This window comes from Sporacetigenium mesophilum DSM 16796 (assembly GCF_059569055.1).
Genome location: NZ_JCANUR010000011.1, coordinates 30,976 through 43,654, shown reverse-complemented (window position 1 = coordinate 43,654; position 12,679 = coordinate 30,976). Strand labels below are relative to the sequence as shown.

Here is a 12,679-nt window from a genome sequence, read left to right as displayed (position 1 = left end):
TGAATAAATAAAGACTGCTGATAAAATTATCAACAGTCTTTATTATACACTAAACTTTTAAATATATATTGTCTATTAATCTAGTTTTTCCAAATCTAACAGCTATAGCTATTATAACATCCTTATTTATAAATTCTATATTTTCAAATGACTTAGAATCTAATATTTCTACATAATCTATATTTGCTAAAGGCTGGCTTTTTATATTTTTCACTATTAAGTCTTTTAAAGTCCTTACATCCCTACATCCATTTGCAAACATATCCTTAGCTTTAAACAATGATTTTGAAAGTATTAATGCTTGATTTCTCTCATTCTCATTTAAATAAACGTTTCTAGAGCTTAAAGCAAGTCCATCTTTTTCTCTAACTATAGGGCAAGGTATTATATTTACATCAATATATAAATCTTCAACCATTTTTTGAATTACAGCCACTTGTTGAGCATCTTTTTGTCCAAAGTATGCATTAGTAGGCTTTACTATATTAAATAACTTACAAACTACAGTAGTAACCCCTTTAAAGTGACCTGGTCTAGATGCTCCACAAAGTTTATTAGTAAGATCTCCATTTACTTCAACATATGTAAAGTCATTGTCTTTATAAATTTCACTTGACTCCGGTGCAAAAACTATATCCGCTCCAGAATCTATTGATATTTTATAGTCTCTATCAATATTTCTTGGATAATTATCAAAATCTTCATTCGGACCAAATTGAGTTGGGTTTACAAATACACTAACTATAACTAAGTCATTTTCTTTTTTTGCATTTTCTATAAGAGACAGATGGCCTTCATGTAAATATCCCATTGTAGGAACAAATCCTATTTTTTCTTTTCCTTCCTTTTTTGCTTTTCTTATAAGTTTTTGAAGTTCTTCAATTGTCTTTACTAACATTTTTCTTCACCATAAAGTTTATTTATTATCTCTTCATCTATAGCAAATGTATGCTCTTTACTTGGAAACTGAGTTTCTTTAACATCATTTATATAAGTTTTTGAAGCATTGACTATTTCTTCTCTTAAATTAGAATATTTCTTAACAAATTTAGGAGTAAAATCTGAGAACATTCCTAGCATATCTTGAATAACTAAAACTTGTCCATCACAATACTTTCCAGCTCCTATACCTATAGTAGGAATGCTTACTTTTTCAGATATAATCTTAGCTAACTTTTCTGGTATAGCTTCCAGTACTATAGCAAATGCTCCGGCTTCTTCAAGTGCTACTGCATCATTTATTAATTTTTTAGCTTGTTCTTCACTTTTCCCTTGTACTTTAAATCCTCCAAACATATTAACTGATTGAGGAGTTAATCCTAAATGCCCCATAACAGGTATTTGTGCCTTAGTTATAGCCTTAACTACATCAATTATTTCTATCCCACCTTCTAATTTCACAGCATGGGCATTTCCTTCTTGTATTATTCTTCCAGCATTTCTAACTGATTCTTCTATATTTATATGATATGATAAAAAAGGCATATCCCCTACTATAAGAGCCTTCTTTGCTCCCCTTGAAACAGCCTTACAGTGGTGTATTATATCATCTACAGTGACTTCCAAAGTAGATTCGTATCCTAAAACAACCATTCCTAAAGAGTCACCTACTAATATACTATCTACTCCAGCTTCGTCAACTAACTTTGCCATTGAGTAATCATATGCCGTAAGCATGGTTATTTTTTCACCTTTTTCCTTTGCTTGTTTAAATGATGCAACAGTAAACTTCTTATTCATTATTACCATCTCCTTACTCCAATATATTTTTTATATTTTGTATTTTTTGCTCATCTAAGAGCTTTTCTTTTGATGATAGTAACAATGTCATAAGAGCCATGTTTTTATAAAAGTCTACTTTGCTTGGAATACTACTTTCCATAGCATTTAAATGCGCTTGTATTGTTTTGTAATCTCCTCTTGAAATAGGGCCTGTTATGGCTTTATTACAGCCTAAATTTCTTACATTTTGTATTGTCCCATCTATAAGAGGATACAAAGCATCAAATGCTTCTTTTTCTTTTATGCCAATAGATTCAAAGAATGAAATACCAAAATCCATTAAAGTAACTAAATAATTAGATATCACACAGGCTCCTGCATGGTATATAGGTTTGTCATCTGAATTTATCTTAAAGTAATTATTATTTGTTTTGTTCAAAATTGACTCTATAACATGAATTTTTTCTAAACATCCTTCTATAGTAAAAACAGTATTTCTCAAATTTTCCACTGAATTATCTATATCTGCAAATGATTGCAGAGGATGAATTGAATATACAAAACAACTTAATTCCTTCAAGGGACTTAATATATTAGATGAATAAGACCCACTAGTATGTACCACTATTTTATTATTTATTAATGAATTTGAATATAAAATATCTACAATATTTTTTATCTCATCATCACTAGTAGTTATAAATAAAATGTCTACATTACCTATTAATTGCCTCATATCATCATATGCAATAGAATCTGTAAATCTAGCTCCTTCTTTAGCAGATTCTAGAGATTTGCTGTAATAACCAGCAATATTAAATCCATTATTTTTAAAATAAACTCCAATTGATTTACCTACTTTACCTGCACCTATAAATCCAAATTTCAAGTTTATCACATCCTTTATAAAAACGGCCATAAAAAAACCTCTTTTTGCCTAAAAATAGACGCAAAGAGGGTATAGTGATCCTTTATTTTATTCCTCCCTGTCTCTGGCATACAAGCTCAAAGCAGACTACTGTAAAATTTTTTATAAATCTTAGTTACAAGATGTATAGCTCTTACGATACCATCATCATATATATTTTATCATGGATTTATAAATATTGTATATACTTATATATCTTCATCTAAAGAATTCTTCATATGCTCTAACATATCTTTTAGTATTTTGTATTTTTTCTCTTCTACATTTTCTTCGCAAATTTTAAGTGCAACTTTAAATATATGTTTTTGAATACTTATAGACTCACATACTAAATTATTGTAATTATTTGTAGTTCTAACTACTACAAGATTAAATATTTTTGTAAAAGTAAATACTGTAAACAACCTGCTTATAAGTGTGTAATTATTCTTTTCATAGGTAAATCTTAAATTTTCACCTAAATAACATTCTACAGTTGCATAATTACAATGAGTGAAATTACATAGAAAATCATAAAAACTAAAAAAGTACTTTTTATCTTTTCCAATTCTCATCTTTGAAGGATTTAATCTCTGCCCTACAACATTGTTATCAGAGTCTACATATTCACCATCATTATTTATTTTTATATATCTTTCAGCCACATTATAAGGATTGTGTATAAAATCTCTTATTCTATCTACATTATAATCTAAATATCTACAGTTTATATAGTTCTCATATATATTTCTAACTAAGCCAAATACATCTTCATGTAAATTTAATTCTATTAGTACTTTTATACCTTGTAAAGTTTTGGTGCTTTTGGTCAATACAAAATACTCAAAGTCTCTAGCTAACTCATCTATCTCTTCTTTGCCATTTACAGCTAAGTCATATAACCCCTCAGCCACTGCAGTTGAATCTATAAATTCTTTCGACGTTTCAATTAATTTATCTATGGTCTTATCTAGTGACTCTACAGCTTCTTGCAATTCCATCAATATATACCTTTCCTTTCTTTGTATATTTTAAAAATAGTATGTGCTAAAATTTACATTTTTATAAAACATCATTTTTTGTCTAAAAGTGCACGAAAATGTATTACGGTTTTAATAGAATTTTGTTACATTTGGTAGTAAAATCTATATATAGAGATACAGAAGTCTATACTTCAGGGGGGATTGCATGTTAAAAAAAACTGTACTTATAATAGCTAGTACTATATTCATAGCTCAATTAGCTGGTTTTTATGAAAAAAATTTTATAGGGAAAAATGATGATGGTGTTAAGGATACTTCACCTAGGTTGTATAATAATGCTAAAATAATTAAACAAGATAATAGTGTTTACATTCCATTTTATACAATGCTTAATATGAAATCTTCCAATTTAATTGCAAATTCATAAACAAATTATACGAGAGTTTTATACTCTCTTTTTTGTGCCTTTTTTTGGATAAGATATAAATTAATATTTATATCAGTATTACACACAATATAAATAATTATTATTTTTGAGGTGATAAAAATGAACAAAAAAAATCGATTATATATCTCAATTATATTTTTATTTATATTAGGAGTATTATTAAATACAACTAATTTAGGTAAAAGTATTAAAACTCAAATAGGGTCTACTATTTCTAAAATAGGAGTAGGTACAAATGAATACAGTTGGTATTTTCAACCTAGAACTGATGGTATGCAACCAACCCCAAATACAGAAGCGTCATTCTTTTCTAAATATGGCACCTATTATGTAGGTAAACCAGAAGAAAAAGTAATATACCTAACATTTGATGCAGGATATGAAAATGGATATACCGAAAGGTTATTAGATACATTAAAAAAACACAATGTTCCAGCTGCATTCTTTGTGGTAAAAAGCTATATAAAAACTAATCCTGATTTGGTTAAACGTATGGTCGACGAAGGTCATTTAGTATGTAACCATTCTACAACCCATCCTTCTATGGCTACTATTACTGACTTTGAAAAGTTTTCTAAAGAACTTACAGCAGTAGATGATGCTTATAAGGAAGTTATCGGAAAAGAAATGCCTAAGTATTTTAGACCTCCTATGGGAAAATTTAGTGAGTTATCTCTAAAATATACTCAAGATCTTGGATATAAAACCATTTTTTGGAGTTTTGCTTATGTAGACTGGCTAAATAACAATCAACCTTCTCACGAATATGCAAAAACAAAGATTTTTACTAGAACCCATCCAGGGGCTATAGTATTATTACATCCAAACTCTAAAACAAATTGCGAAATATTAGATGATGTTATAACAGAATGGAAAAAACAAGGATACACACTTAAAAGTTTAGATCATTTATCTGGAGCTAATGTTGAAAAAATTGACAAGAAAAATATTATAGACTCAAAAGACAACTAAGATTCACTTTGCTCATGTCGTCAACGACCAGATGTGACCTTGCTCAAAATTCGCAAAATAAAAGTACCTAAGTTAGGTACTTTTATTTTGCTATAAATTAATAAATCTTAATCAGCCTCTATAAATATATTCTTATCATCATAAAAACCTACCCAAAATGGTCTATATATACTTTTTATATCAATTAATTTTATATCTTGTACATAACTTATCTTTTTATCTAAATCTTTCATTAATTCATCTTTAATACTATTTATAATTTTAGATTCATCTATATTAGATTCTCTTAAATTAATTTGATCTATATTAATTTTCACTGTATTGGGTATATTATTTATATTAAATGTATATCCGGTACTTGTATTAATCAACATAGTTATATTGTCTATCTTTGTATTAGATTTATTAAATATTCTTTCTTTTAGGTTTAGTTTATGAACTATCTCATAGTTTATAACTTTGTATTCTACATATTGAAGTTTTATATTTTTTATTCTTTTATTTAATTGAACAACTTTACTCATTAAAGGGATTTTATTATTTATTATTTTCATAGCTTGTTTTTTGTCTTTCTTGACTTCTAAGGCTTCTACTATCATAAATAATCCTCCTACTGAATTTGGAAATTATGCTTTTGTATAGTATATTATCTAGACAATCTCTTTCATGTATGTACAACAAAATATTGTATATCTTAATATAAATTATAAAAGGAGGATTTTATGCCTGGTCTTATATCACATTATCTCTTTGGTGAAGATTGTTTTAAATATTTAAATAGGTTTTATTTAAAAGATATTATAAAAGAAAACTACAAAACTTTTATGTTCGGAGCTCAAGGCCCTAATTTTTTTTCATATCATAGAGCTTGGCCATTTACTAAACAAGTAGGTATAGAAAATATAAGTTATATTATACATACAACAAAAACTAATGATTTTTTTAAGAATATATTAGAATTTTCTAGAGAAATAGATAGTTTGAAGGCATTAAATGGAAATGAAAAATTTAAGAACACTATGATATCTTATTTATGTGGTTATGCAACCCACTATATATTAGACAGAAATCTTCACCCTTATGTTTATAATGTAGAGTATAAATTAACAAACAAATATAAAAATACAAAACCTCAAGTTTTACACAAAAAAATAGAAACAGATATAGATTTAAAATTAATTGACATAATAAAAAATATGTCAATTAAGGAATTTAGAGATTATACAGTATTTGATATACCCGATGATACCTTGACTATACTATCTGACATGTATAAATATAGTATTTTGGAAACTTATTCATATAATATAAGTAAAAATGAAATAGTTCATGCAGTAAACTCTGCAAAATCAATCAGAAAATTTTTATTTAATCCATCAAGAGTAAAATTAAATATAGTTAAAAATCTTGAGAAAGTATTTAATGAAAAAATTCAATTTAGCGGTATTATATATAGAAACAGATATACATATGATTTTGATGTTTTAAACTTTCAAAATAACCCTTGGGAAGACCCATTTACAAAGAATATATACAATGACAGTTTTATTGATTTATATAATAAATCAGTACCTGATGCAGTTGAGTTTATGGAAATAGTATTTTCTTATATAAATCATAATAGGAATATAGACAATGTATTAGAATTTATAGATGATGTATCATACGATACTGGTAGACGTTGCAACTTTACATTTAATGAAAAAAATAAAAGGACTTAGTCCTTTTATTTTTGATTAATATATTTACTTTTAAATTCTAAATATCCATTTTTTCTTAAGCTACAAGCTGGACAATCTCCGCATCCATTTCCTTTTTCTCCATTGTAACATGTTAATGTTTCATTTTTTACTATATCTAATACATCTAAATCATAAGCCAATTTCCAAGTTCCGCATTTATCTATAAACATAAGAGGTGTGTGAATAACAAATTCATAGTCCATTGCCAAGTTCAATGTTACATTAGTAGATTTAATAAACACATCTCTACAATCAGGATAACCACTAAAATCACTTTGAGATACCCCTGTAATTATATGATTTACATTTCTTTGTTTTGCAAATACAGCTACAAATGTTAAAAATAATAAATTTCTACCATCTACAAAGCTATTTGGAAGTTCCCCTTCTTTTTGAGTTTTATCAACATTTATATCTACTCTAGTCAAAGAATTTGGAGCTAGTTGATTTAATAAAGACATATCTAATATATGATGTTCTACATTATATTTATTACAAATATCTTTGGCACATTGAAGCTCAGATATATGTTTTTGATTATAGTCAAAAGAAACAGCTATTACTTCTTTGAATCTTTTCTTTGCCCAAAACAAACAAGTTGTACTATCTTGCCCACCACTAAAAACAACTACTGCTTTATCATTATTTATATTAGTTTTCATATTATACCCCTTTCTTTTGAGGATCCCATATTATTTTGTGAAGTTGAATTTGTAAGTTTACATTGTTCATTTTATTGTCTTTCATAAATTCAACTATCTCTTCTGGGTTAATACTTCCAAATACAGGACTTATATAAACACTACATTTATTAGCTAAGTCGTATTTTGTTATTATTTCTTTTGCCTTATTTAAGTCCTCTAAATTTGAAGATACAAACTTAACTGTATCAAAACTTCTTAAGTTATTAAGATTTTCTAGATACATAGTATATTCCATATTGCTACCAGGTAATTTATAGTCCATTGTAAATCTTGGAGGGTTATTTTGTATATCTAAAAACTCTCTAATATCAACACTTCCATTTGTCTCTATTTCTACATCTAGATTATTATCCTTTGATAAAAACATTAACAATTCTTTTATATTGTCTTGCATTAAAGGCTCTCCACCAGTTAATGTTACATTGTTAATACCAGTCTCTTTTATATAATTATAAATTTCTTCACTAGTCATAACTTCATATGGTGCATTATCTTTATTTGCCCACATTGTATCACAATATGAACATCTTAGGTTACATCCTGCTAATCTTATAAAAACTGCCAGTTGTCCGCTCTTTTTTCCTTCTCCATTTATACTAGCAAACTTTTCTACTACATTAAATTTATTCATATTACATTTCTCCTTTTTCAAAGGTTGCACTGTTATTTGGAGTTTCATATACTGTAACTCTTTTAACATTATGACCCTTACTACTCATATGTTTATAAAAGTGATAAGAGAAATTTTCGGCTGTAGGTCTGAAATCTACATTTATTACATTAAATCCATCTTCTAATAAACAACTTAAAGTTTCTTTTCTCATAGTGTCTTTTTGAATAATTAGCGAATGGTCATAGTAATCAGCCATTTCTTTAACATCTTTTTTTAAATCCCCAAAATCTACAACCATTCCATCTAATTGTCCACCCTCTACTAATTCACTACCTTGTACTTCTACTAATACTCTCCATCTATGTCCATGTATGTGGCCACATTTACCTTCATAATTAGCTAAAAAATGAGCGCTGTCAAAACTGTGTTCTGCCTTTAATATATACATAACTACCTCCTGTTTTTTAGATATCCATAATAGCAACAACCTATAGCTCCGTTAAACTGTGGATCATCTAAAGGTATAACTTCATCGTATCTTTCATTTAAATATTTCTGTATAGCTTGATTTTTAGCAACTCCCCCGCTAATTACCAATCTTCTACTTTTAAAATTACCTAAAACCGGCTCTAATCTTTTATATAAAGAATAATTAACTCCTGCACATAAGTTATCTAAGTTAACTCCTTCTGCTATTTTTCCTATAAGTTCTGATTCAGAAAATACAGCACAAGTTGAGTTAAGTTGTATTGGGTCTTTGTAGTGCTTACTCATGTCTTCTAGTGATATTTCTAGTAAATTAGCCATATTTTCTAAGTATCTACCGCAAGATGCTGCACACTTTTCGTTTAATTCAAGGTCTGTAGTAATTCCATTTTCTACTTTAACTACTTTGACATCTTGTCCACCTATATCAAGTAATATAAAGTCCTTTAGTTTACTTTGATAAACTGCTCCATATACATGTGCCTTTATTTCGTTTATAGGGGTGAATTTATTTAAATCAGTATTGTTTCTTCCATATCCAGTAGATATAAATACATCTACATCTTTTATATTTAATTTATCTAAATCAACTATTATCTTATTATCATAGTGGCAATATTCTTTATAAAAAGAAACAGTACTTATTTTAAACTTTTTAACAATAGTTGTGTTTTCCATAATAGCTATTTTTACTTCTCTACTTCCTAAATCTATTCCTACAATACGCATATATCAACACCTTCTTTTTTGTCTTTTAACATATCTAAAAATGCCTCAATTCTAAGCTTAGTTCTAGCATCTAATGAATTTAACTTATCTCCTTCTATATTTAAAATAGGAATGTTTAGCTTTTGTTTAAAAATAATATCGTCTATAGCCTTATGACAAAAAGCTTGAGTATAATGTATTATCCCATCTAATTTTCTTATTTCTATTTGTTTTTTTATTTCATCCATTCTAAAATCTATATCATAAGGGTATGTATAATCATAATATTGATCATAAATACTCTCATTATTTTCATATCTAGAAAAAGCAAATTCTCTTTGAACTTCATTGTACACAAATCTAGCATCAAAATTTTCTACAAAAGAATATATATCACCTGTCATAGGAGGGACCCCTATATATCCAAGTCTTAACTTTTGTTCTTGTGGTTTTCTGTTTTCTATATCTTTTATTGCATTTATAAGGTCTTTTTCAAATTCATCTATATTAATATTGAAATCACTTGAACTTACTTGGTACAAGTGGTTTTCAAATCCAGTGGCCTTATTATCTATATAAGTTAGTTCATCTATTTTCTTAGCTAATTTTCTTATATTATTGAGTTTTAATCTAACTTTTTCCACTTCTTCTATACTTACATTGAAAATATCCATAAACTTATCCATTTCTTTTATTAAACTTTCTTTTTTATGGTCATTTGGGTATGAAAAAGGATGTATATTTATATTGTTTAATGAAAGTACTTCCATAAGAGACTTTGTATTAGAACAATCTCCTTCAACTACACCAACAATATCTTCTATGTTGTGTTTTATACATACTCCGTATTTTGCTTTAATCCAAGCACACATACTTTTTGGAAATCCATCTTTTTCAGCCATATCTATATAACTAAAGTAATTCTCTGATGTAATAAATATATTATTTAAATCAACAGGGATATATCCTGCTGCTATAAGTATTTCTATTGGAACTGTTGTTGTAATACCTATTTTCTTCATAATGCGCCTCCTCAATTTCTAGGATACAAAAACAATAAAATTCGCTACGCTCATGTCGCCAACGACCTTGAAAAACAGGTCCGTTGCTCAAGTTTAGCAGTTGGAAATTAAAATTTCCTTAAAATAAAAAAAAGAGGCTTAACAGCCTCTTTATAAACAAAAATTACAAAAGCACATACTACAACAGTTGTAATACATAGCCCTAGTTTTGTTTATAGACAGGATGGTACTAATAAACTGTCTTTATTTAATTACTTAGTTATTTTATCATATGCTTTGTATATATTCAATTATTAAATAATTACTTGTTATTTATACTTAGGCACTTCGTAAACTATGTTTACGTTATTATACATATATGATGTATTGTTCATTATATTAGCTATTCCATTTGCCCAGTTTACATCTGTTGCATATCTATGCCAAGTGACATCATAATTCCATCTCATTTTATATAAGGTGTTTTGATTGTATTTTGAACTATTAACATAATTTTTTGATATCCAATCTGCAGCTCCATATATAGCTGAGTCTACACTTGTCCATCCATTACAATATGCAGCCTCTGCCCCATATACGTTTGCATTTTTGTCTATAGCCCCTATTCCAAAGAAATTATATACAACAGCAGGTTTGCTAAGAGTTTGACCTTTATATGAATATACAGTCTCTCCTTGTGCTAAACGGGAAGTTCCATATCCAGTTTCCCACATAGCATGAGATACTAAATATATAACATCTACATTATGTTTTTTTGATGCATCTATAAATACACTAGCTTTGTTAGCAAATATATTTGTTTGGTTAGATTTAAACTTTAGATTATTCAAATAAGTATTTAGTTTTTCTTCAGATATGTCTCTATATGTATTTAGCTTTAAAAATTGATACATTCCATTTTGAGTTTTTGCAAAATTTGTTGGATCTAAATAATATTTAATATCATCTTCAACAGCTCTTATAAAACTAGTAAGAGTAATTGAACTTCTAACATTTGCTGAATGTATAACTTGATCTAGTACTGCTTGTTTTGCTAAATGTTCATTTAAACTATAATTTAAAACCTTTTCCTCAACAGTTCCACTATTGTTTGCATAATTTCCACCTGGGTTATTTATTGGTCCATTATTAGGAACTTCAGGTTCACTTGGTGTTTGAGTAGTTGGAGGTGTTTGTACTTCATTTAAATACCTGCTTGCTACACATCCACTTTGATTATTATATTTTATATGACTCCATCCATCTTTTTCTGATGTTACTTCTACTGCTGCACCTTTATTTAATACTGTAACTACCTTATGTGTAGTACCAGGGCCGCTTCTCATATTCAGGCCATCTACATTTACAGTTTTAGCTATAGTAATTACTGGCTGACTATTATCTGGTAATTTAGGTTCCTCTGGCTTTTGAGTAGTTGGAGGTGCTTGCACTTCATTTAAGTACCTACTTGCTACACATCCAGTTTGATTATTATATTTTATATTACTCCATCCATCTTTTTCTGATGTTACTTCTACTACTGCACCTTTATCTAAAACAGTTATTACCTTATATCTAGTACTTGGGCCCATTCTCATATTAAGGTCATTTACATTTACGACTTTCTTTACAGTTTTTGCAGTTTGTTCATTATTATCTGTAACTTTATCTTCCTTAGGTGTCTCAACCGGTTTAGGCGCCTCAACTGGTTTTGACTCTGTCTTATTATCTAAGTATCTACTTGCTACATGTCCGCTCATATTATTAAATTTAATTTGTGACCAACCATCTTTTTCTGATACTACTTCTACCTCTGTCCCCTTGTTTAATACCTTATTTACCCTAAATGCAGTACTTGGTCCACTTCTCATATTTAACCCATCTACATTTACTACCTTTATTGTTATATTAGCATTATCTTGTTGGTTAGATGAAGTACCTACACTTATATATTGACCAGATACCCATCCTTCTTTTCCTGACTTGGCTTCTATTTTATACCACCCATTTGAATTTTCTAATATTTTTACTTCTTCATTTTTTTTAAGTGTAAAAAGCACCTTGTTATTTGTACCTGGGCCACTTCTTACATTTAATGAAGAAGCTGTAACTACCCCTACACTTGGAGCTGCATTAGCATCTACTGCTGCTAACGGAAGTACAGCTAGAGTTGTTAAAATTATCGGCATCTTTTTTTTCAAAAAACCACTCCTTAGTATAAAATTTTTTAATACTTATTAATCCGCTCCTTTCGGTAGCTGGCTGGCATAATTATACTTATGGTTATTAATATAAAATTAGCCCCTTTAGCTTTGCGTCTCTAAGTTTTCCTAGGTTTGCCTTTATCGAGTTTGTTATATTTTATACTACCCCTTGAAACTAAATTTAGTTTG

At 28.2% G+C, this 12,679-nt stretch carries 14 protein-coding genes and 1 riboswitch; of the genes, 3 read left to right on the top strand and 11 right to left on the bottom strand.

From position 1 onward, the window contains the following. Nucleotides 1-49: 49 nt before the first annotated feature. From panC to BS62_RS09865, 4 genes are all read right to left on the bottom strand, one after another. Nucleotides 50-898, bottom strand: coding sequence for a pantoate--beta-alanine ligase (gene panC, locus BS62_RS09880; protein WP_496491104.1), 849 nt, complete (start codon nt 896-898; stop codon nt 50-52). Continuing rightward, complete coding sequence (panB, locus tag BS62_RS09875) at nt 892-1,740, bottom strand: 3-methyl-2-oxobutanoate hydroxymethyltransferase (protein ID WP_496491103.1); 849 nt, start codon at nt 1,738-1,740, stop codon at nt 892-894. The genes panC and panB overlap by 7 nt, the downstream gene beginning before the upstream one ends. Before the next feature lie 13 nt (nt 1,741-1,753). Continuing rightward, complete coding sequence (locus BS62_RS09870) at nt 1,754-2,641, bottom strand: Rossmann-like and DUF2520 domain-containing protein (RefSeq protein WP_496491102.1); 888 nt, start codon at nt 2,639-2,641, stop codon at nt 1,754-1,756. Between the two features lie 197 nt (nt 2,642-2,838). Next, nucleotides 2,839-3,630 (bottom strand): DUF5677 domain-containing protein, encoded by a 792-nt coding sequence (locus tag BS62_RS09865; protein WP_496491158.1) that lies wholly within the window; start codon nt 3,628-3,630, stop codon nt 2,839-2,841. 187 nt (nt 3,631-3,817) lie between these two features. Here BS62_RS09865 and BS62_RS09860 point away from each other — a divergent pair, with 187 nt between their 5' ends. Then, on the top strand, nt 3,818-4,039 hold the full coding sequence (locus BS62_RS09860; RefSeq protein WP_496491101.1) for a hypothetical protein: 222 nt from the start codon (nt 3,818-3,820) through the stop codon (nt 4,037-4,039). Nucleotides 4,040-4,159: 120 nt separating this feature from the next. Next, a complete protein-coding gene (pdaA, locus tag BS62_RS09855) occupies nt 4,160-5,032 on the top strand; it encodes a delta-lactam-biosynthetic de-N-acetylase (protein WP_496491100.1) in 873 nt (290 codons plus the stop codon). A 107-nt stretch (nt 5,033-5,139) separates the two neighbouring features. Here pdaA and BS62_RS09850 read toward each other — a convergent pair whose 3' ends face one another. Then, nucleotides 5,140-5,631, bottom strand: a complete 492-nt coding sequence (locus BS62_RS09850) for a hypothetical protein (protein WP_496491099.1) — start codon at nt 5,629-5,631, stop codon at nt 5,140-5,142. A 123-nt stretch (nt 5,632-5,754) separates the two neighbouring features. On the opposite strand from BS62_RS09850, the gene BS62_RS09845 reads away from it, so the two are divergent. After that, nucleotides 5,755-6,753 (top strand): zinc dependent phospholipase C family protein, encoded by a 999-nt coding sequence (locus BS62_RS09845; RefSeq protein WP_496491098.1) that lies wholly within the window; start codon nt 5,755-5,757, stop codon nt 6,751-6,753. Between the two features lie 5 nt (nt 6,754-6,758). On the opposite strand, the gene queC is transcribed toward BS62_RS09845, so the two are convergent. From queC to BS62_RS09815, 6 genes are all read right to left on the bottom strand, one after another. Further along, on the bottom strand, nt 6,759-7,436 hold the full coding sequence (queC, locus tag BS62_RS09840) for a 7-cyano-7-deazaguanine synthase QueC (RefSeq protein ID WP_496491097.1): 678 nt from the start codon (nt 7,434-7,436) through the stop codon (nt 6,759-6,761). Between the two features lies 1 nt (nt 7,437). Continuing rightward, nucleotides 7,438-8,109 carry a putative 7-carboxy-7-deazaguanine synthase QueE gene (gene queE / locus BS62_RS09835; RefSeq protein ID WP_496491096.1) on the bottom strand — a complete coding sequence of 224 codons (672 nt, stop codon included), beginning with the start codon at nt 8,107-8,109 and terminating at the stop codon, nt 7,438-7,440. A gap of 1 nt (nt 8,110) precedes the next feature. Then, the gene (gene queD, locus BS62_RS09830) at nt 8,111-8,539 is read right to left on the bottom strand and encodes a 6-carboxytetrahydropterin synthase QueD (RefSeq protein WP_496491095.1); all 429 of its coding nucleotides are present in this window, start codon (nt 8,537-8,539) and stop codon (nt 8,111-8,113) included. Nucleotides 8,540-8,541: 2 nt separating this feature from the next. After that, on the bottom strand, nt 8,542-9,306 hold the full coding sequence (locus BS62_RS09825; protein ID WP_496491094.1) for an acyl-CoA dehydratase activase: 765 nt from the start codon (nt 9,304-9,306) through the stop codon (nt 8,542-8,544). Next, the gene (locus BS62_RS09820; RefSeq protein WP_496491093.1) at nt 9,294-10,307 is read right to left on the bottom strand and encodes a 2-hydroxyacyl-CoA dehydratase family protein; all 1,014 of its coding nucleotides are present in this window, start codon (nt 10,305-10,307) and stop codon (nt 9,294-9,296) included. The genes BS62_RS09825 and BS62_RS09820 overlap by 13 nt, the downstream gene beginning before the upstream one ends. Before the next feature lie 308 nt (nt 10,308-10,615). Continuing rightward, a complete protein-coding gene (locus BS62_RS09815) occupies nt 10,616-12,487 on the bottom strand; it encodes an SH3 domain-containing protein (protein ID WP_496491092.1) in 1,872 nt (623 codons plus the stop codon). A 49-nt stretch (nt 12,488-12,536) separates the two neighbouring features. Then, nucleotides 12,537-12,637, bottom strand: a riboswitch (cyclic di-GMP riboswitch). Nucleotides 12,638-12,679 lie beyond the last annotated feature (42 nt).

What these genes read in the sequence shown, in the direction of transcription:
- pdaA (WP_496491100.1), top strand. Translation starts at nt 4,160, where the DNA reads ATGAACAAAAAAAATCGATTATATATCTCAATTATATTTTTATTTATA.
- BS62_RS09860 (WP_496491101.1), top strand. Translation starts at nt 3,818, where the DNA reads ATGTTAAAAAAAACTGTACTTATAATAGCTAGTACTATATTCATAGCT.
- panC (WP_496491104.1), bottom strand. Translation starts at nt 898, where the DNA reads ATGTTAGTAAAGACAATTGAAGAACTTCAAAAACTTATAAGAAAAGCA.
- queC (WP_496491097.1), bottom strand. Translation starts at nt 7,436, where the DNA reads ATGAAAACTAATATAAATAATGATAAAGCAGTAGTTGTTTTTAGTGGT.
- BS62_RS09845 (WP_496491098.1), top strand. Translation starts at nt 5,755, where the DNA reads ATGCCTGGTCTTATATCACATTATCTCTTTGGTGAAGATTGTTTTAAA.
- queD (WP_496491095.1), bottom strand. Translation starts at nt 8,539, where the DNA reads ATGTATATATTAAAGGCAGAACACAGTTTTGACAGCGCTCATTTTTTA.
- queE (WP_496491096.1), bottom strand. Translation starts at nt 8,109, where the DNA reads ATGAATAAATTTAATGTAGTAGAAAAGTTTGCTAGTATAAATGGAGAA.
- BS62_RS09865 (WP_496491158.1), bottom strand. Translation starts at nt 3,630, where the DNA reads ATGGAATTGCAAGAAGCTGTAGAGTCACTAGATAAGACCATAGATAAA.
- BS62_RS09850 (WP_496491099.1), bottom strand. Translation starts at nt 5,631, where the DNA reads ATGATAGTAGAAGCCTTAGAAGTCAAGAAAGACAAAAAACAAGCTATG.
- panB (WP_496491103.1), bottom strand. Translation starts at nt 1,740, where the DNA reads ATGAATAAGAAGTTTACTGTTGCATCATTTAAACAAGCAAAGGAAAAA.
- BS62_RS09870 (WP_496491102.1), bottom strand. Translation starts at nt 2,641, where the DNA reads ATGGCCGTTTTTATAAAGGATGTGATAAACTTGAAATTTGGATTTATA.
- BS62_RS09820 (WP_496491093.1), bottom strand. Translation starts at nt 10,307, where the DNA reads ATGAAGAAAATAGGTATTACAACAACAGTTCCAATAGAAATACTTATA.
- BS62_RS09825 (WP_496491094.1), bottom strand. Translation starts at nt 9,306, where the DNA reads ATGCGTATTGTAGGAATAGATTTAGGAAGTAGAGAAGTAAAAATAGCT.